The 20321-nt window shown below is 61.8% G+C and carries 18 protein-coding genes; 15 read left to right on the top strand and 3 right to left on the bottom strand.

Going from position 1 to position 20321, the window contains the following annotated elements:
• Positions 1-528 precede the first annotated feature (528 nt).
• Both RBB32_RS12000 and RBB32_RS11995 read right to left on the bottom strand, forming a co-directional pair.
• A complete protein-coding gene (locus tag RBB32_RS12000) occupies positions 529-2001 on the bottom strand; it encodes an FAD-binding oxidoreductase (protein ID WP_306152951.1) in 1473 nt (490 codons plus the stop codon).
• A gap of 47 nt (positions 2002-2048) precedes the next feature.
• Positions 2049-2939, bottom strand: a complete 891-nt coding sequence (locus RBB32_RS11995) for a LysR family transcriptional regulator (RefSeq protein WP_306152950.1) — start codon at positions 2937-2939, stop codon at positions 2049-2051.
• 142 nt (positions 2940-3081) lie between these two features.
• Between RBB32_RS11995 and comD the strand changes: the two genes are divergently transcribed.
• The 7 genes from comD (at position 3082) to RBB32_RS11960 (ending at position 9025) form a co-directional block, all read left to right on the top strand.
• Positions 3082-3579: a sulfopyruvate decarboxylase subunit alpha gene (comD, locus tag RBB32_RS11990; protein ID WP_306152949.1), complete on the top strand. Its 498-nt coding sequence runs from the start codon at positions 3082-3084 to the stop codon at positions 3577-3579.
• A 1-nt stretch (position 3580) separates the two neighbouring features.
• Positions 3581-4144, top strand: coding sequence for a sulfopyruvate decarboxylase subunit beta (comE, locus tag RBB32_RS11985; RefSeq protein ID WP_306152948.1), 564 nt, complete (start codon positions 3581-3583; stop codon positions 4142-4144).
• Between the two features lie 45 nt (positions 4145-4189).
• Entirely contained in the window at positions 4190-5146 is a 957-nt protein-coding gene (locus tag RBB32_RS11980; protein ID WP_306152947.1) for a tripartite tricarboxylate transporter substrate binding protein, read from the top strand.
• Positions 5147-5172: 26 nt separating this feature from the next.
• Positions 5173-6675: a tripartite tricarboxylate transporter permease gene (locus tag RBB32_RS11975; protein WP_306152946.1), complete on the top strand. Its 1503-nt coding sequence runs from the start codon at positions 5173-5175 to the stop codon at positions 6673-6675.
• Entirely contained in the window at positions 6675-7130 is a 456-nt protein-coding gene (locus RBB32_RS11970) for a tripartite tricarboxylate transporter TctB family protein (protein WP_306152945.1), read from the top strand. The genes RBB32_RS11975 and RBB32_RS11970 overlap by 1 nt, the downstream gene beginning before the upstream one ends.
• A gap of 139 nt (positions 7131-7269) precedes the next feature.
• A complete protein-coding gene (locus RBB32_RS11965) occupies positions 7270-8433 on the top strand; it encodes a mandelate racemase/muconate lactonizing enzyme family protein (RefSeq protein ID WP_306152944.1) in 1164 nt (387 codons plus the stop codon).
• 286 nt (positions 8434-8719) lie between these two features.
• Positions 8720-9025, top strand: coding sequence for a hypothetical protein (locus RBB32_RS11960; protein ID WP_306152943.1), 306 nt, complete (start codon positions 8720-8722; stop codon positions 9023-9025).
• A gap of 254 nt (positions 9026-9279) precedes the next feature.
• On the opposite strand, the gene RBB32_RS11955 is transcribed toward RBB32_RS11960, so the two are convergent.
• The gene (locus RBB32_RS11955; RefSeq protein WP_306152942.1) at positions 9280-11571 is read right to left on the bottom strand and encodes an adenosylcobalamin-dependent ribonucleoside-diphosphate reductase; all 2292 of its coding nucleotides are present in this window, start codon (positions 11569-11571) and stop codon (positions 9280-9282) included.
• A 90-nt stretch (positions 11572-11661) separates the two neighbouring features.
• On the opposite strand from RBB32_RS11955, the gene RBB32_RS11950 reads away from it, so the two are divergent.
• The 8 genes from RBB32_RS11950 (at position 11662) to RBB32_RS11915 (ending at position 20104) form a co-directional block, all read left to right on the top strand.
• Positions 11662-12090, top strand: coding sequence for a DUF1489 family protein (locus RBB32_RS11950; protein ID WP_306152941.1), 429 nt, complete (start codon positions 11662-11664; stop codon positions 12088-12090).
• A 41-nt stretch (positions 12091-12131) separates the two neighbouring features.
• Positions 12132-12365 carry an N-(5'-phosphoribosyl)anthranilate isomerase gene (locus RBB32_RS11945; RefSeq protein ID WP_306152940.1) on the top strand — a complete coding sequence of 78 codons (234 nt, stop codon included), beginning with the start codon at positions 12132-12134 and terminating at the stop codon, positions 12363-12365.
• A 248-nt stretch (positions 12366-12613) separates the two neighbouring features.
• Entirely contained in the window at positions 12614-13477 is an 864-nt protein-coding gene (locus RBB32_RS11940; RefSeq protein WP_306152939.1) for a LysR family transcriptional regulator, read from the top strand.
• Positions 13478-13653: 176 nt separating this feature from the next.
• Positions 13654-15105, top strand: a complete 1452-nt coding sequence (locus tag RBB32_RS11935) for an aldehyde dehydrogenase family protein (RefSeq protein WP_306152938.1) — start codon at positions 13654-13656, stop codon at positions 15103-15105.
• A 4-nt stretch (positions 15106-15109) separates the two neighbouring features.
• Positions 15110-16105, top strand: a complete 996-nt coding sequence (locus tag RBB32_RS11930; protein ID WP_306152937.1) for a membrane dipeptidase — start codon at positions 15110-15112, stop codon at positions 16103-16105.
• Between the two features lie 42 nt (positions 16106-16147).
• A complete protein-coding gene (locus RBB32_RS11925; protein ID WP_306152936.1) occupies positions 16148-17704 on the top strand; it encodes a BCCT family transporter in 1557 nt (518 codons plus the stop codon).
• Between the two features lie 64 nt (positions 17705-17768).
• Positions 17769-19463: a hypothetical protein gene (locus RBB32_RS11920; protein ID WP_306152935.1), complete on the top strand. Its 1695-nt coding sequence runs from the start codon at positions 17769-17771 to the stop codon at positions 19461-19463.
• On the top strand, positions 19460-20104 hold the full coding sequence (locus RBB32_RS11915) for a DUF3726 domain-containing protein (protein WP_306152934.1): 645 nt from the start codon (positions 19460-19462) through the stop codon (positions 20102-20104). The genes RBB32_RS11920 and RBB32_RS11915 overlap by 4 nt, the downstream gene beginning before the upstream one ends.
• Positions 20105-20321 lie beyond the last annotated feature (217 nt).

Genomic DNA, 20321 nt, shown 5'->3' with positions numbered 1-20321 from the left:
GCCTTTGAGATTCAAAGATGTCTCTTCACGCCCCGTCGCAAGATAATTCCTGATGACCGGGTCGATCCGCCGGCTGTCCGCCGCATAAAGCCCGCATAATCGCAACAGGTCCCGTGGTGCCCTGTAGTCGGCTATGCGTTTCCAAACCACGCCCGACGCAAACGGCGTACGCCGCGGAAGCGAGGCGAGAAAGGACATCTTACCAAACAGGTGTTTTTTGCCTGTGCGGGGGGATCAGAATGGACATGCCCCCCCCTCGTTCTTCTCCTTGTGGGCGATCACGAAGATGAGTCCGTTGTGACAAGCGTTCTTGCCGTCACATTGTGTCCATCGGCGCGAATGCGCGCTGCTGTCGGAAAGCACCACGGCCCGCCGGGTGTGTACCAGACCATCCCGTTCATCACGAAACACGTTCCGGCCACTTTCACAGCCATTTCGCAACAAAATCAGCCGAAAGCTGACTATGGAAGGTCTTCTGAACTCCTATCAGCCTCTTGCCGGGGCTGGAGACTCAGCGCCCCGGCCGCTCTAATCGATCAGCGCGCCGGGGTTCATGATGTTGTTGGGGTCGATGGCCTGCTTGATCTGGCGCAGCACGGTCATCTTGCTGGAACTTGCATGTCTCTGCAGGTCTTTCCGTTTCAGGCGGCCGATCCCGTGCTCCGCACTGATTGATCCATCCAGTGCCAAGGTCGCTTCGTTGATCGCCCTCCGTACACGATTGGCGATGCCGGGGTGGGCTTGCAGGAAGTCGGCCTTGGAGATGCCCTCTGGCGGAAAGACGTTATGGTGAATGTTCCCGTCACCGATGTGACCATAGCTGTTCGTCCGCAACCCCTCGTGAACGCCGGTGATCGCCGAATGCGTTCGCGACACAAACGCGTCGATCTGACCGATAGGCACCGAGGTATCGCTACTGCAGAACGCGCCGGTCTTGCGGTTGGCGTCGGGCGTATGTTCACGCAGCGACCAGAGTGCGCTGCGCTGAGCTTCAGATTCAGCCATCACCACGTCGATCACGCCCCCCTTCTCGATACAGTCCGCCAGCGCCGCTTCGGTTTCGTCACGCACGCCTAGGCTCCCCGCGGCATCGATCAGCAAGTACCAATGATGATCGTCGGCAAAGGGTTTTCTCAGCGTCGGGAAATGCTCGCAAACAAGGTCCACGCCAAAGCCGCTCATCAATTCCATCCCGTTTATACGGTTGCCGATGGCCGCGCGCAGCGCGCGCAGGGTCCGCAAGGCATCAGCCGGCGACGTGATGGCGCAAAAGGCTGTCACGGCCTCTGGATCAAGCGGCTTCAACGTCAGGCTGGCGGCGGTGATGATCCCAAGGGTGCCTTCACTGCCGATCAGCAGATGCCGCAGGTCATAACCTGTGTTGTTCTTGCGCAGGGGGCTCAGTTCCTCCAGCACATCGCCCGACGGCATCACCGCCTCGATCCCCACGCAAAGGTCGCGGGCATTGCCGTGGCGCAGCACCTGTATACCGCCCGCGTTGGTGGCCAGATTTCCGCCGATGGTGCAACTGCCCTTCGACGCCATGCTGAGCGGGAACATCAGGTCGTGCCGCTCGGCCTCGGCGTGGATATTTTCCAGCACACAGCCAGCCTCGGCCACCATCACGAAATCGTCTGGCGACACGCTGCGCACTCGGTTCATTCGCTCCAGCGAAAGGATGATGGCCGCGTCGCTGTCCAGAGAAAGCTGCCCGGCGACCACGCCGGTGCCCCCGCCATAGGGGATAATCGCGATGCCGGCCTCGTTGCACAGCCGCACGATCTGCGACACCTGGCCGGTCGTCTCGGGCAGGACAACGACACAGTCCTTGCCGGTGAAGCTGCCGCGCGGGTCTTCATAGTATCGCGCGGCATCCTGACCGGACTTGCAGCCGGCCTCCCCGACAATCGCCCTGATATCGTTCAAAGTTCTTTCTTCCGCGGTCTTGAAAGCCACCAACTGCCCGGTGCTCCTGTCGTCTGAATCCTCGTTCTGACTCATTCTGTGGCAAAAGCATCCTTTAGCAAGGCAAGATAATTTACGATTATCTAAGCGATCTCTTTAGAAACCGTGCGCCCGCCATGCGCCGTGACCGTCTCGATCAGTTCATCCAGGAACCGCTCGACCAGCCGATATTTCGAGCAATCCGAGCGGCTCAGGATACCCAGCGTCCGCGATGGCGCCGTAGGCCCCAATGAAAGTTTGCGCAGGCTGCCGAAGATCGGGTCCGGCACGCAGAAATCCGGCCCGATCGACACGCCCAGATCATGCGCCACCATGCTCGCGATCGTGTCAAGCGAGCTCATCTCCATCATGTCGCGCACCTTCAGCTTGCGTCGCGCCAGCCAGTCCTGGGCCGACAACGCGCTGTGCCGGATGAAGGGTTTCGCAGACAGGATGCGCTCGGGGTCGGTTTCGGTCACCTCCACCGAGGTCAGCAGCACCAGCTTTTCCACCGCAAAGGGCGTCCAGGTCATCGTGGCCGGCGTCCGGTTCGGCTCGCTGACCAGCGCGGCGTCGACGGTGCCGGTCTCGACCATCTCCTGCAAGGTCGGGCTCAACCCCGGCACCACCCGGATGCGTAGGTCCGGATATTGCCCAATCAGCCCCTTCATCGCCTTGGGCACAAGTCCGCGCAGCGTCGACGGCACCGCCCCCAAAACGATATCCCCGATCAGGCGCGGATCGCCGGTCAGGTCATCAAGGATCGTCTCGTAAGCGGCGACGACCTCCTTCGCCTTGGGCACCATGGCGCGCCCCAGCTGGTTCAGGCGTGGGGACTTCTGCGAGCGGTCGAACAAGGCGACGCCCAGCGTCTCTTCCAGCCGCTTCATCTGCTGGCCCACCGCCGCATGAGTCACGCAGACACGATCCGCTGCAGCATTGAAACTGCCTTCCTCGGCGACAGCGATAAGGGTTTTGAACAGCGAGATCGACATTCTGAGCAGCTTTCACAACAGGGCCAAATACATGACGCACTAAAGCAAAGATTTACGAATAGGAAAAGAATGTTGGTTTGTTAAAGCGTCTCTTTTGCCGCAAGATCGCAACATAAGAACTCATCGAGGAGGAGACCTGCGCGTGAGCATAGACTCAAAGATCGTTGCGGATCTGGTCAAGAACGACGTCAAACTGGTCACGACGGTCCCGTGCAAACAGCTTGCCGGGGTCATAACCGAAATCGACCAGTGCGAAGACATCCACCACATCCCCGCGAACAAGGAAGACGAAGGTATCGGCATCTGTGCCGGGGCGTTCATGGGCGGCAAGCGGTCCGCGATCATCATGCAGAACACCGCACTTGGTGTGACGGTCAACACACTGGTGACGCTGACGCAATTCTACCGCATGCCCCTGCCCATGCTGATCTCATATCGCGGAGAGCTGGGCGAACCCGTGGCCTGCCAGGTGGAGATGGCCGTGCATACCAAGGCGCTGCTGAATCAGCTTCACATCCCGACCTATCACTTCCACCATGAATCCGACGCCGACGAGTTGGACAAGATCCTGGAATACACCTTCATGTGCAACAAACCGGTCGCGATACTGACGGATGCCACCTTCTGGAAAGGGTACTGACATGATTCGATCTGATGTCCTGCGCACGCTGGTCCCGGTGATCTCGGACCATTTCGTCATCTCCAACATCGGCCTGCCCAGCCAAGAATTGCACATGCTGGATGACCAGCCTACCAACTTCTACATGCTGGGGACTATGGGCCTCGCCTCGTCGATCGGGCTCGGCGTGGCACTGGCACAGTCGAAAAAGGTGATCTCGATCGACGGCGACGGCTCGGTCCTGACCAATTTCGGCACGCTGCCCACCATCGCCAACAACGTGGCCGACAATTTCATCCTGCTGATCATCGACAATGGCAGCTACGGCTCGACCGGCGACCAACCGACCTATGCCGGCATGAAGACCTCGCTGGCCAAGGTGGCCGAGGCCTGCGGGTGCGAAAACGTCATCGAGTGTCAGGCCGAAGACTGCGCCTCCGTCATGAAAGACGCACTGGAAGGTGACAGGATGACCGTGATCGTGTGTAAATGCGAAAGCGGGAACATCCCTGTTTCCGTCATCAAGACTGACCCGGTCGTGATCCGCGACCGGTTCATGAACGCGTTGAAGGAGGCCAACGCGTAATCACGGCAGCGAAAGCTGCCGACACAACAGCTTTGGGAGGAATACATGCTGAAAAGAACATTTCTGAAGATGAGCGCGGCGCTGGCCGTGACGGCATCGCTGGCAACCGGTGCCAGCGCGGCCGAACTCAACGGCCCCGTCAATTATATCATCCCGTTCGGACCCGGCGGGGAATCCGACATTTCCGCACGCTTTCAGCAGCCGTTCTTCAAGGACAAGTTCGGTCAGGACATGGTAATTTCGTACCAGCCTGGCGGCGGCGGTGCGGTGGCATGGGCCACGCTCAACGGGCTGACAAATGACGGGCAGACCATCATGGGTGTCAACCTGCCTCATATTATCATCAAGCCCGCGCAAAAGGATGTGGGATTCAAGACTGAAGACCTGAATGTCTTCCACATGTTCCACTTCACGCCGGACGCGATCATCGTGCGCGCAGACAGCCCCTATGAAACGCTCGGAGACCTGATCGAGGACGCCAAGGCGAACCCGGCGCAGGTCACCATGTCGGGTTCGGGCAAGGCAACAGCCAACCACCTTGCGCATATCAAGTTCGACAAGTTGGCCGACGTTCAGACCACCTATGTTCCCTTTAAAGGCACCGGCGCCGCCGTGACCGCGCTTCTGGGCAACCAGGTCAAGGCGGAATGGGGCTATTCCACCGTCGCCGCCACCCAAGGCGAAGAAGTGCGGATGTTGGCCGTTGCGATGGAAGAACGCCACCCGCTTTTCCCGGACGTGCCCACCTTCAAGGAGCTGGGCTATGACATGGTGGGCGGCGCTTATCGCGGGATCGCCCTGCCCAATTCCGCCAGCGACGAAGTCACCCAGATGTGGTCGGACATGATCGCCGAGATCAACAACGACCCCGAGTTCCGTCAGCAGATGCTTGATAACGGCTTTGCGATGCTGGATGTCGAAGCTGATGGCATGGACGATTTCATGGCCGCGCGCAGCGAGGAATATCTCAGCGACGCGCGCGAAGCGGGCCTAATCGAATAAACTGACCCCGCGCAAAGGCCCACCTCATGGAATTCGGTCACTTCCTGTCCGCCCTGACACCGTTCAACCTTCTTCTGGCGTTGTTCGGTGTCGTGGCGGGCACGATCATCGGCTCGATCCCGGGCCTTACCGCAACAATGGCGCTGGCCGTGCTGGTGCCGATCACGTTCAGCATGGACCCCGCTTCGGCGCTGATCCTGCTGGGCGCGATCTATACCGGGGCAATCTATGGCGGGGCCTACGCGGCGATCCTGCTGAACACGCCCGGCACGCCCTCGGCCATCGCCACCACCTTTGATGGCTACCCGATGGCGAAACGCGGCGATGGCGACCTTGCCGTTGCCCTCGCCTGCTTTGGCTCGGTCGTCGGCGGGTTGGTGGGGGCGTTCTCGCTCCTGCTGCTGGCGCCGCCCCTGTCGAAGGTGGCGCTGGCCTTCGGACCGATCGAGTATTTCTGGTTGTCGATCTTCGGACTCTCGCTGATCGCATCGCTTTCCACCAGCAACTTGATGAAGGGACTGGCGGGCGGCGCCTTCGGGATGCTGCTTTCCACCGTCGGCGTGGCCGAAGTTTCGGCCGATATCCGGCTGACCTTCGGCAGCCAGATGCTGGTCGGCGGCTTCGGCGTGATCGGCGCACTGATCGGCCTTTACTGTATCCCGGTGCTGATTGACCTCGTCGCGACGCCCGACCGCCACCTCAAGATGGAAGAGGACGTGCGTTCAGTCCGCATCGGCGAGGCGTTCCGCATCGCCACGCGCTCCAAGTTCAACCTGATCCGATCATCCGTCATCGGCACCCTGATCGGCATCCTGCCCGGCGCGGGCGGCTCGGTCGCCGGGCTCGTCGCCTATTCCGAAGTCAAGCGCACCGGCAAACCCGATCAGAAATTCGGCGAGGGCGAACCCGACGGCATCCTCGCCACGGAATCGGCCAACAACGCCACCGTGGGCGGCGGCTTCATCCCGACGCTGGTGCTGGGCATTCCCGGCACGCCGCCCGATGCCATCGTGCTTGGTGCCCTGCTGGTGCAGGGCGTGCGCACCGGCCCCACGATGTTCAGTCAAAGCGGCTCGATCGTCTTTACCTTCATCTACGGCCTTTTGATCGCCACCGTTCTGATGCTGCCCGCGGGCCTGCTGATCGGGCGCTACGCCTACAAGTCGATCGTGAACATCCCCAAGGCCGTTCTCGTGCCAACGGTGGGCTTCATGACCATCATCGGCACCTTCTCGATCCGCAACAGCGTGACCGACGTGATCCTGATGCTGGGCCTCGGCGTCTTCGGCTGGATCGTGGCGCGCTTCGGTTTCGCGGCCTCGCCCATCGTGCTGGGCCTGATCCTTGGCCCCATTGCAGAACAGGGTTTCGTGCAGGGCTGGACCATCGGCTCGGCCACGGGCAACCTATTCGGCATGTTTTTCGGGCGCCCCATCTCGCAGGGGATCATCGCGTTCACGCTGATCACCCTCTTCCTGCCACTCTACACGGCCAGACGGCGCCGCAAGAAAGCACGGGAGCAGACCTGATGCCAAACCAGCAACGCCACCCGGACGGCCACATCGGATCGCTGGTGATTTCCGCGCTTTTCGTAATCATGGGGATCATCGCGCTCTACGACACGACGGGCTACTCCGACCGCGACAGCCAAGTGTTCCCGCGTACCGTCGCGATCCTGATGATCCTGACGGCCGGGGTGTCGCTGATCACGCGCTTTCTTCACCCACAAGAGAGCGGCGGCTTCGGAACCGGCACGTGGTGGCGTCGGGTCCTGCTGATCGTTGCCATGTTCGCGGGATGCCTCGCCATACCGCACATCGGTTTTCTCGCCAGCGGCGTGATCTCCTTTGCTGGCGGGCTCATCGCGGCGATGCATGACAGGTGGACCCCGATAACTGCGGTGCTCTATGCTGGCAGTGGCATGGCGGTCATGATCGCGTTCTTCGCTCTTTTTCGCTATGTTCTACACGTCCCCCTGCCGTGAAATCAGGCCTCCGATCTCCAGCCCTTCCTGCCAGAAATCACGACTGGCCCAATCCGTACGGGCATCCCCGACAGGCGATCCGACAAGCTCTGCATTGAACGCGAAAAGGCGACAGCAAGCATGAACAAGGAACATGGCCATGAAAATCGTTGATATCCGTGAGGTGACCAAGCCGATCGCGTCGCCCATCCGCAACGCCTACATCGACTTCAGCAACATGACGGCAAGCCTGGTGGCCGTCGTGACGGACGTCGTCAGGGACGGACGCCGGGTGGTCGGGTATGGTTTCAACTCCAATGGCCGTTATGGACAGGGCGGTCTCATCCGCGAACGTTTTCGCGACCGCATCCTCCAAGCCGACCCCGCATCACTCCTGAACGATGACGGCAGCAACCTGGACGGGCACAGGATCTGGGCGGCCATGATGCAGAATGAAAAGCCCGGCGGGCACGGCGAACGCTCGGTCGCGGTCGGCACCATCGACATGGCCGTCTGGGACGCCATCGCCAAGATCGAGGAAAAGCCCCTATTCCGCCTGCTGGCCGACCGCAAGGGGTGCGAGGCGAATCCGCGCGTCTTCGTCTACGCCGCCGGTGGCTACTACTATCCGGGCAAGGACCACGCGGCGCTACGCAAAGAGATGCGCAGCTACCTCAACCGCGGCTACAACGTCGTGAAGATGAAGATCGGGGGGGCGTCCATCGAAGAAGACCAGCGCCGGATCGAAGCGGTCCTGACAGAAATCGGAACCGAGGCGCAACTGGCCGTCGATGCCAACGGTCGCTTCGATCTTGAGACCGCGATCGCCTATGCCAAAATGCTGCGGCAATACCCGCTCTTTTGGTATGAGGAAATCGGTGATCCGCTGGACTATCAGCTTCAGGCCGCGATGGCCGAATTCTACCCCGGGCCTATGGCGACCGGTGAAAACCTGTTCTCGCATCAGGACGCACGCAACCTGATCCGTCATGGCGGGATGCGCCCCGACCGGGACTGGCTGCAATTCGACTGTGCACTGTCATACGGGCTTGTCGAATACCTGCGCACGCTCGATGTCCTCGACCAGCTCGGCTGGTCCCCGTCGCGCTGCATCCCGCACGGCGGCCACCAGATGTCTTTGAACATCGCGGCAGGGCTCGGTCTCGGCGGCAACGAAAGCTACCCGGATTTGTTCCAACCCTACGGTGGGTTCCCGGACGGCGTGCAAGTCGAGGAGGGGCACATCCTCATGCCCGAACTGCCCGGTATCGGCTTTGAAGGCAAATCCGACCTGATTGAAGTGATGCGCGCGCTGGCAGAATGAACAGCATTGGCGGTGCAGGTGAAGACCTACGGCCTCCGCTGCGAACACATTCCCCGTCAAAGTGGGCTCTCTCCAGACCTCGGATGCGGCGCGGCATGAGTCCGACGTTGGTCGCGAGGCATGGCAATGACGGCCCGAAGCGGACCTCCGTAGCGACTTGTGCCAATCACCGGTATCTTGACATTCCAAGGCCCTACCAAGGTGGGCAGCAATACTTCTTAGTTGATCGCACCTGTCAGATGTCGGAACCTGTATCGGATGGGCTATGATTGGACGGAGAACCTAAGTGGCTGGCAAACTTCTCGGCGATACAGAGGTTCGTGAGGCGATCAAGGATGGACTGCTGGAAGTCTCGGAACTTGACGCTGACGGGGTTAATTTGCGCAGTGCAGACTGTCGAATTCAACCGCGCTCTCTAGATCTCACGGTCGGTCAGATTTTTGATCCACCGAAGGACATGCATGGCCTCGACAACCTTGAGCGTTGGCCGCAACCGCTTATGAGATTGCTGTCACTGCGAACGCGCGCTCGATTCGGCATTTTCTCAAGCTGCGCGGAGCGATTATCGGTGATATCGAAATGCGCCGAGTGAACACCGCAATCCATCATATGGTCGTTGGCGATACTCGCGCGCTTTTTTCCGATTTCGAGGTCGTTGAGCATAGCGACGGATATCCATTAGTCCGTCAACGTCTCACTTCCTGAGCAAGGCTCCATGCTCGAACAAGGCATGCCAACCGATTTCGATAGTTATGCTTCTCCGAATTCCTACGTTGGCCGTTTGCTAGGGCTGCGAGCAACCACGGCGCGGCGGCGGCCTTTACAGACATCTTGCCCGCCACGGCCTCACCCACATTTGGAATGCCCACAGCTGGCGCAGGTCATGCAGCCCTCGACCATCCGCATGTCATAACCGCCACAGGCCGGGCAGGCCGGGCCGCGGGGTGCATCTAGGTTCACAACCGTCTGCGTCGGGTCGGCCTTGAGGCCAAGCCCCTCACCTTCCAAAAACCCTATGGACACCATGTGCTGCTCCAGAATTCCGCCAATCGCGGCAAGGATCGAGGGGATGTATTTCCCCTGCATCCAGGCCCCGCCACGTGGGTCGAACACGGCTTTCAACTCCTCGACCACGAAGGACACGTCCCCACCACGCCGGAACACCGCCGAGATCATCCGCGTCAGCGCCACGGTCCAGGCGAAATGCTCCATGTTCTTGGAGTTGATGAAAACCTCGAAGGGCCGCCGGTGGCCGTTCAGCACGATATCGTTCACCGTGATATAGATCGCGTGATTGCTGTCGGGCCACTTCAGCTTATAGGTCGCGCCCTCCAACTCGGTTGGGCGGTCCAGCGGCTCGGACATGTAAACGATCTCGCCACCCTCGGGCGGCATCGTGCCCCGGACTTGATCCGGGGCCTCAGCGGGGGCCTTGTCTTCGTTTTCCGAGACGCTCAAGACGCTGCCGGTCACATCATTGGGCCGGTAGGTGGTGCAGCCCTTACAGCCGGTTTCATAGGCCTGCATGTAGACATCCTTGAACGCGGCAAAGGAAATATCCGCCGGGCAGTTGATCGTCTTGGAAATCGAACTGTCGATCCAGCGTTGTGCCGCGGCCTGCATCTTCACATGGTCCTGCGGGGCCAGCGTTTGGGCGTTGACGAAATAGTCGGGCAATTCGGCATCGCCGAAGCGTTCGCGCCACATGCTGACAGCGTAATCCACCACCTCTTCCTCGGTGCGGGTGCCGTCCTTTTGCAGGACTTTGCGGGTGTAGCTATAGGCAAAGACCGGCTCGATCCCGGAACTGACGTTGCCGGCATAAAGGCTAATCGTGCCGGTGGGCGCGATAGAGGTCAAAAGCGCGTTGCGAATACCGTGTTCGGCAATCGCGGCGCGCACGTCGTCGTCCATCCCCTGCATGGCCCCCGAGGCAAGGAAAGCCTCGGCATCGAACAAGGGGAAAGGCCCCTTCTCTTTGGCCAATTCGACACTGGCCAGATAGGCCGCCCGCGCGATCTGATGCAACCAGGCCTCGGTTTGCGCCGCCGCCTCGTCACTGCCATAGCGCAGCCCCATCATAAGCAGGGCATCTGCCAAGCCGGTCACGCCCAGCCCGATCCGCCGCTTGGCCGCAGCCTCCCGCGCCTGCGCCTCCAACGGGAAATTCGAGGCATCCACGACATTGTCCATCATCCGCACGGCCATGGCGACCAGATCGTCAAGCGCGGGCCCGTCCAGCTCCGCCCCCTTGCCGAAGGGGTCCTTCACCAGCCGCGCCATGTTGATCGACCCCAGAAGGCAGGCCCCATAGGGCGGCAAGGGCTGTTCGCCGCAGGGGTTCGTAGCGCTGATCGTCTCGCAATAGCTCAGGTTGTTGGCGGCATTGACCCGGTCGATGAAAATCACCCCCGGCTCGGCATAGTCATAGGTGGCCTGCATGATCTGGTTCCACAGATCACGCGCCTCGACGGTCTTGTAAACCTTGTCCCCAAAGCGCAGGTCCCAAGAGGCGTCTTCTTTCACCGCCTCCATGAAGGCGTCACTGACCAGCACCGACAGGTTGAACATCCGCAGCCGCGCAGAGTCCGCCTTGGCGGTGATGAAATCCTCGATATCGGGATGATCACAGCGCATGGTCGCCATCATCGCGCCGCGCCGCGAGCCCGCGCTCATGATGGTGCGGCACATGGCATCCCAGACATCCATGAAGGACAAAGGCCCGCTGGCATCGGCGGCCACGCTTTTCACCTCGGCCCCCTTGGGCCGGATGGTGCTGAAATCATAGCCGATCCCGCCACCCTGCTGCATGGTCAGCGCGGCCTCTTTCAGCATCTCGAAAATGCCGCCCATGTCGTCGGGGATGGTGCCCATGACAAAACAATTGAACAGCGTCACGCTCCGCGCCGTGCCCGCGCCCGCCGTGATCCGGCCCGCGGGCAGGTACTTGAAATCCTCCAAAGCGGCATAAAACCGCTCTTCCCAATGATCCGGGTCGCTTTCCACCTCGGCCAAGGCACGCGCGATGCGGCGCCAGGTATCCTCCACCGTTTCGTCCAACGGCGTCCCGTCAGCTTCTTTCAGGCGGTATTTCATGTCCCAAATAGACTGGGCGATGGGGGCAGCAAAGCGGGTCATTCGGCGAATCCTGTCTTGGGCAGGCAACTACAATAGCTTGAAGCCACCCACATTTCCACTACCCTATATGCCCTGACACGGGGGAATCGCATGGCCAAACTGCACCTCATCAAACTGAGCGTCGGATCGGAAAGCGTCGACAGCCTGATCCAATGGCAATCCTCGGCCCGCGCGCAAGGGCCCGATGGCCTGCCCCGGCATATCACCCGCATGTGGCCCAAGCGCGAGGCCGAATTGCTTGAGGGCGGCTCGATCTACTGGGTGGTGCAGGGCCTCGTGCAATGCCGCCAACGGCTTTTGCGCTTTGACGAGGTTATCGGCAGCGATGGCATCCGCCGCTGCGCCTTCGTGCTGGACCCCGAGGTGATCCGCACCTCCACCGCCCCCAAACGCCCCTTCCAGGGCTGGCGCTACCTGAAGCCCGAGGATGCCCCCGCCGACCTGCCCGCCCATCGGCAGGAAGAAGACGACCTGCCCGCCGACCTGTCGGCGGCACTGGCCGATATCGGGGTGCTCTGAGGATAACCTTTCCTTAACCCTCCCAGGGCAGGCTCCTGCCCATGAAAACCCTGCCCCGACACCTCACACCCGATATCTGGCTGCAACAGGTCTTTACCTCGACCGAAGCCCGCAAGGGCGGCGTGGTGAAACGCAAAATACGCGATGTCGAGCGCCTTGTCGGCCGCCACGCCTTTTTGCACGAGGTGGAAAGACGCGGCTTTCAGGCGGTGGAAAACCACCAGCACTATGTCGTCTTCTGCAACACCCTTCCCCTGCGCCGCGCCAAACCGTGACCGCCCGCCAAGGGCTTTCGAAAACCCTTGCGCACCCCCGGCGCGCGCCGGGGCAAAAAGCGGTTTCGAAACCGCTTGCCCAAGGCGTTTCGAAACGCCTTGCCCCGTCCCCCGCCCGAAACGTCGCTTTTCCACCCTTTTCTGGTGCGAAAGCGCATGACAGGGATGCGCTCAACACGGATTTAAGCCAAAACAAAGGTTCAAACACAAAACTCAAGGGAATCTGAACTTTGGCGATCAAAATCGAAATGCTGCGTTGTTTTCGCGCCGTGGCCGACCACGGCTCTCTCGCCGATGCCGCCGAGGTTCTGGGCCGCACCTCTTCGGCGGTCTCCATGATGCTGCGCCAGTTCGAGGATCACGTCGGCGCACCGCTTTTTGAAAGCACCCGGAAATCGCGCCTCACCCCCCTTGGGGAGCTTATCCTGACCGAGACCAACCGCGAACTGTCGCATTTCGAACGTACCGTCGCCGCCATCGAAGGGCTATCACGCGCCGAGATGGGGCAGGTCCGGCTTGCAGTAACCCCATCGGTGGCGCAGGTCGTCATGCCGCCGATCCTGCAGGGCTACATGCAAGCTCATCCAGGCGTGGGGATCGACATGCGCGATACCGATTCCGCCTCGGTGCAACGCGAACTTACCGCCGAACGTGCGGATATCGGCATGGCCAGCGTCGGCCACATGCCCGGGTTCGAACGTCACCTGATCTTTACCGACCGCTTCGGCGTGGTCTGCCCGGTCGATCACCCGCTGGCGCAGAATTGGGCGCAACTGACGTGGAAAGACCTTGAGGGCGTGGATTTCATTGCCAACGGCCTGTGCGATTTCATCACCGATGAAGGCTTCGCGCCGATCATGGCCGCCTCCCGGCTCAATGTTCTGAACACCGCCTCGATCCTCAGCCTTGTGCGCGGCGGCGTGGGCGTGACCCTTCTGCCAGAGCTTGCGGTCCTGCCCGAATTCCTCGATCTGAAATTCCTGCCCCTGGTCGATACCTCGGCCCGCCGCGAGGTTTGGATGGTCACCCCACCCTCGCATATGCTGACCCCGGCGGCCCAGGCCCTGACACGCGCGATCCTGAACGCCAATATCCCGGTCACCCACGGCTGAAACCGGAATCTTCAAAAGAGTCCGGGCCGATTTCTTTTCAAGACATCGTCACTCAACACCCCAAACTTCAACTCAGCTGAAAAATACTTCACCAAATTGCGTTTGATTGAATCGGCCATCCGTGGCTTCCTGCCGCGTCAGATGGATTTCCAATGGTTACGCAGGACGGACGAGACATGGCTGAGACAAAACTGAACTATATCGCGGGGGAATGGGTGGCCGGGCCATCCGAGATCGAAAACCGCAATCCTTCCGACCTCAGCGACCTTGAGGGGATGTACACCCAAGCCAGCCAAGACCAACTTGAAACCGCCCTCGACGCCGCCAAGCAGGCACAGGCCGAATGGGCCGCCTACGGGCTGGAGCGTAAGCAAGCGGTGCTTATGGCCATCGGCAACGAATTGATGGCCCGGGCCGATGAACTGGGCGAATTGCTCAGCCGGGAAGAGGGTAAACCGCGCGCCGAAGGCCGCGGCGAGGTTTACCGCTCGGGTCAGCATTTCACCTATTACGCCGCCGAAATCCTGCGCCAACTGGGCCAGAACGCCCAATCCGTACGCCCCGGCGTCGAAGTGAATATCAAGCGCGAACCCGTCGGCGTGGTCGGCGTCATCTCGCCCTGGAACTTCCCCACCGCCATTCCGGCGTGGAAAATCGCCCCGGCACTGGCCTATGGCAACGCGGTGGTCTGGAAACCGGCCAACCTGGTGCCCGGCTCGGCCCATGCGCTGGCCGAGATCATCTCGCGCCAAGACATCCCCAAGGGCCTTGTGAACCTTGTCATGGGTTCGGGCGGCGGCATCGGTCAGGCACTGGCCGAAAGTGCCAAGATCGACGCGATGACCTTCACCGGCTCGGTCCCCGTGGGCCGTGGTATCGCCGCCGCTGGCTTGGAAAACATGACCAAGCTGCAAATGGAAATGGGTTCCAAGAACGCGCTGGCGGTAATGGACGATGGTGATCTGGACGTCGCCGTCGCCATGACCCTCAACGGCGCCTTCAGCGGCACGGGCCAGAAATGCACCGCCTCCTCGCGCCTGATCGTGCATGAAGGCATCCATGACGCCTTCGTCGAAAAACTGGTCGCGGCCACCAAGGCGATGAAAGTGGGTCACGCGCTGGAGGACGGCACGCAAATGGGCCCGGTGATCAGCGAAAGCCAGCTTGTCGAAAACCTCAAATGGGTCGAAAAAGGCCGCGCCGAAGGCGCCGAACTGGCCTGTGGCGGCGAGCGCCTGAACATGCCGCACGAAGGTTACTACATGTCGCCGGGCATCTTCGTGAACGCCACCAACGACATGGCCATCAGCCGCGAGGAACTTTTCGCGCCGCTGACCAACGTGATCAAGGTCGGCAGTTATGACGAGGCGCTGGCCACCGTCAACGACACGCGCTTCGGCCTCAGCTCGGGCATCATCACCGGGTCGCTGGCCCGCGCCTCGCACTTCAAGCAAAACGCCCGCACCGGCGTCGTTACCGTCAACCTGCCCACCGGCGGCATGGATTATCACGTGCCCTTCGGCGGGCGCGGCGACAGCTCCTATGGCCCGCGCGAACAGGGGCAGGCCGCTGCCGAATTCTTCACCACCATGAAGACCACCTACACCGCCGCTGGCACACCGGAGTAAGATCATGAGCTACCGCATCGACTGTCTGCAATATGCCAACTGGTCCGAAAAAATCTTCCGACAGATGCGCGAAGGTGGGGTCGATGCGGTGCATGTCACCATCGCCTACCACGAGAATTTCCGCGAAACCGTCCTCAATATCGAGAAATGGAACCGCTGGTTCGAACAATATCCCGGCCTGATCTTTCACGGGCAATGGGCCAGCGACGTGGAAAAAGCCCGCGCCACCGGGCGCACGGCGATCTTCTTTGGCTTCCAGAACCCCTCGCCCATCGAGGATGACATCGGCCTTGTCGAAGTGCTGCACAAGCTGGGCGCGCGCTTCATGCAACTGACCTACAACAACCAGTCGCTTCTGGCGACGGGCTGTTACGAGGCCGAGGATCCCGGCCTCACCCGCATGGGCAAACAGGTCATCAAGGAAATGAACCGCGTCGGGCTGGTCATCGACATGAGCCATTCCGCCGACCGCTCCACCATCGAAGCGGCAGAGTTTTCCGAACGGCCCATCGCCATCACCCACGCCAACCTGCACGCATGGCAGCCCGCCCTGCGCAACAAACGTGACGACGTGGTGCGCGCGGTGGTCGAGAACGGCGGCATGATGGGCTTTTCGCTTTACCCCCACCACCTCAAGGACAAGGGCGATTGCACCCTGCAATCCTTCTGCCAGATGGTGGCGCAGGCGGCGGAACAATTCGGGGCTGAACATTTCGGCATCGGTTCGGACCTCTGCCAGGATCAACCCGACAGCGTGGTGGAATGGATGCGCGTGGGCCGCTGGTCGAAGGAAATCGACTATGGCGAAGGCTCTGCCGCCAACCCCGGCTTCCCGCCGCAACCCGATTGGTTCCGCGACAACCGCGATTTCGGCAACATCGAACAGGGCCTGCGCGACGTGGGCTTTTCCGAGACCGAGGTCGCCGGCCTGATGGGCGACAACTGGCACCGTTTCTTCGCGGAAAACTTCACCCCGGCCAACGCGCAGCCGGATACCTAAGGGCCCCTGGCCCGCCCTCGGGATGTTCACAGGGAGGAAAGAATGTCCGACACAACCGAAACGCAGGGCGGCCAAGGCCACTTGCACCACATCAACAAGCCACTGTTCGCCATCACCGGCGGCTTCATCGCGGCCTTCTGTCTGGTGGCCCTCTATGACCTCGACCTGCTGTCCGGCATGGTCGATGCGGGCTTTGCCTTCTCGGCCAAGTACTTTGGCCTTTACTGGCAAGTGCTTCTGCTGGCGACATTCCTGATCGGCCTCGTTCTGGTGGTTCTGCCCGGCAGCAAGGCGATCATGGGCAACCTCGCCGCGCCGGAATTTCCGGTGTTCCAATGGGGTGCCATGATCATGTGCACCCTGCTGGCCGGTGGCGGCGTCTTCTGGGCCGCCGGTGAGCCGATGGCGCATTTCCTGTCCTCGCCGCCCTACTTCGGCGCCGAAAGCGGCACGGTGGACGCGGTGAATTCCGCCCTCGCGCAAAGCTTCATGCACTGGGGCTTTCTGGCATGGGCCATCCTTGGCGCGCTGACCACCGTCATGCTGATGCATTACCACTATGAAAAGGGCCTGCCGCTCTCGCCGCGCACCCTGCTCTACCCGGTCTTCGGCGACCGTGCGATCAACGGCCCCATCGGCCTGATCGCGGATGCCTCCTGCATCATCGCCGTGGTCGCGGGCACCGTTGGCCCCATTGGCTTCCTGGGCCTGCAAGTCAGCTATGGCCTGAACGATCTCTTCGGTATCCCCGATACCTTCATCACGCAGGCCTTCGTGGTCCTCGCGCTGGTGGCGATCTATACCCTCTCGGCGGCCACCGGCCTGTCCAAAGGCATCCAGGTTCTCAGCCGCTTCAACGTGATCCTCGCCGCGCTTTTGCTGCTTTTCATGCTGCTTGCGGGCTCCACCGTGTTCATCTTCAAAGGCTTCTTCGGCGGCATGACCACCTATATCTCCGATTTCTTCGGCATGGCCCTCTACCGGGGCGACGCCGCCATCTTCGGCGATCCCGGCTGGCTGGGCTGGTGGACCGTGTTCTTCTGGGGCTGGTTCCTTGGCTATGGGCCGCTCATGGCCATGTTCATCGCGCGCATCTCGCGCGGGCGGTCGATCCGCTCGATCGTGATCATGCTGTCGGTGGTGGCCCCCGTCGTGACCTGCTTCTGGTTCACCATCGTCGGCGGCACGGGCATCAGCGCGGAACTGACCAACCCCGGCACGATCTCCACCGCGTTCGAGGGCTTCAACCTGCCCGCCGCCCTGCTGGCGATCACCCAATCGCTGCCGATGGGCTTCATCGTCTCGGTGCTGTTCCTGATCCTGACAACCGTTTTCGTCGCCACAACGGGCGACTCGATGACCTACGTGATCTCGGTCGCCATGTCGAACGAGGATATCCCCTCGCTCCCCATCCGCCTCTTCTGGGGCGTGGCCATGGGCGTCATGGCCCTGATCCTGATCTACACAGGCTCCGGCGGCGTCGGCAAACTGCAAAGCTTCATCGTCGTCACCGCCGTGCCGGTGTCGCTGGTGCTGCTGCCCTCGCTCTGGGACGCGCTGCGCATCACCCTTGCCAAAGGCCGCGAGGCGCAAAACTGACACGATCACGGGGCGGCCTGAACAGGCCGCCCTATATGTTTCTGGACAAGGAAGGAGGAGCCCCATGGAAAAATCCGCCGGACAAACCGTTTCCCCGCGCGATCCCAACCACGTGATGCAACTACATCGCCTCGGCGCCTTCCACCAATCCCGCCTCAGTTTCATGCGCATTCTTCTGCGCCGGTTGCAGGGCGAGGTCTGGACCTTCGACCGCCCGGTTTTCGATATCGACGCGCGCGGGGTGGGCCGCGCGGTCTATTCCGCCCATGGCCCCGACCGCAGCTACAGCCTCGTGGCCTTCGCCAATGACCTGCCGCCCGAGAAACGCTCGGACCGGGTGATTGCCACCGAATGGGATGCCACCTTTACCCTCTTCGACGGGGTGCCCACCACCGAAGACCTTGACCGCCTGCAAGACAACGTGCCCAGGCAAGAGGCCGGCCGCATCTCGGAAAAAGAACTCTCGCTCAGCCGCGCCAACCGCTCGGTCCGGCTTTGGGACCACGTGGTTGAATGTCTCTCGCACGGCCGACAACCCGACCGCCAGAAGGTGGCCGATGTGGGTTATCTCATGCGCACCACCGCCGTCTACGGCTCGGGAAAATTCGGGGCCGCCGACCGTGACATGACCTCCGACCGCCCCGAATTCCTCGCCCCCTTCCAAGTTGAAATGCTCTCGGTTTTCCTCACCCGCGCCTTCGTCATGGACCTGGTTGAACACATGGCCAGTATGCGCGCGCCCGACACCGCCGTGCCGCTTGATCCCGACCTGCGCCGCCGCTTCGGTATCGGCAATTCCACCGGGCTTGGCATGGCGCCCTTCCTGCTCAACCACCCAGCGCTTCTGAACAACTGGATCGCCGCGCGGGAAGAGGCGCTCGCCCGCATCCGCAGCCTTGAAACCGCCCACGCCCCCGAGGTCGAAACCTTCCGCCGCTTCGCCCTGCGCGCGCGCCTGCACGCCGAGGAATGGACCTCCGACCACCCGGTCCAGATCGAGAAACTCGCCGCCCTGCGCCACGACACGGCCACCCTTCTGGCCCATCTCGACACGGTGGACCTCACCGCCGACATGCCATGGAACCGCCTCTGGCTCTGGTCCGAAATCGCGCTCTCGGTCGAGGGTCAGGAACTTCTGGCCTCGCTTCTGATGGAACCCTATCCGCACCTCGTGGACGACCTCGCCACCTGCATGGCCGCCGACGAACCCGCCACTTGGCGCATCAACGGCGCAATGCCGCTTGATGATTTGCGCGCGCTCGTCGAAGACATCTACGGCTGGGCGCTCGGCATCGACTGGACCGCGCACAAGGCACAGGCCCGCATCTGGTACACCTCCGAGGCCAAGCTCGAACCCCGCCTCGGTGAACGCTTCGAGGAAGACCTGGACGCCTACGAACAACCCCTCTGCCCGGGCCGCGATGCCGCGCGCATGTATACCGATCTGCAAACCTCGGACGAGGCCACCGTGGCGGGCTTTCTCATGCGCCACCCCGAACACCGCCATGTCGCCCGCCGCGCCCAGATCGCAGGCCGCCTGCCCTATGCCGAAATCCGCGACAACACGATCGACGCCACTGTCATGCCCATCGACATGCTGCGCCTCAAGCTCAGCTTTTTCGGCGCCTGCCATTTCGACCCGCGCTCGGATCGTTGGGTCCGGATCAACATGTACCAACACGCCCCCTTCCCCCACGAGTTGGGCGAACGCTCCGGCGATGACTGGGCCTATCCCTTCCTGACGGAGGGCGTGGTATGAGCTGGTCTTTGAACGAAATCGAAACCCTTTCCCGCAAGGCCGCACGTGGCGCGGGGCTAAGCTGGGGCCTGGCCGAAGAGGCGGGCAAAGCCGCCCGCTGGCTCACCGCCGCGGGGCTGCCGGGGCCACAAGTGCTGGCCGATCTGCTGACCCGCAACGACGGGGCCGAATACGAGGCCCTCTGCCCCATGGAAGCCGAGGAAGGCACATGGGTGGCAAAGGGTGGCACCCTCTGCCCGCTGATTTCCGGCGCGGTGCTCTGCGACAATGCCCAGCGCCTGCAACAAGGCAAGGTCTCGCTGGGCCGTACCGCCGCGCCCATGTTGCTTCTGCCCTATCTCGATGCCGCCGCGCGTCAATGCGGCACGGCACTGACCGTGCAGTGGAACGGCACAACGATCACGCTTGGCAATGCGGCGCAGACCACGGGCAACGGCCTCGATGCCCCCATGGCCGAGAAGATCACGATCTCGCCCACGCCAGTCGCCTGCCCCGCACCGCCGGTTGCCCGTCGAAACCGTGGCGACATGCCCGCCGACGTGGCCCGGCGCCTCACCGCCTTCGCCGAACGCACCTATGCGCCCGAGACCGAGGAAAGCCGCCTTTCCGGCGCGGGCGCGGGCCTGACCGACAACGACTGACGGGCCAGCAAGGCCTTGCCAAAGCGCCTTGCAAGGCGCTCGGCCAAGCGGTTTCGAAACCGCTTGCCCCAAGGATTTTCGAAAATCCTTGGCCCCTTCCCTCCGCCCGGTCCCGAAATCGTGACCGCGTTCAAGGCGCAAACATGTTACCTTGTACTAAAGGCGGGTCTTCCGCCGTTGCCAAGTCCCGCCGCAACCTGTCCGGGCCGAGCCTTCC

This window comes from Roseovarius sp. MMSF_3281 (assembly GCF_030733685.1).
Taxonomy (GTDB): Bacteria; Pseudomonadota; Alphaproteobacteria; order Rhodobacterales; family Rhodobacteraceae; genus Roseovarius.
Note: the sequence above shows the minus strand (reverse complement) of the source record. Positions and strands in the feature narration are given on the sequence as shown.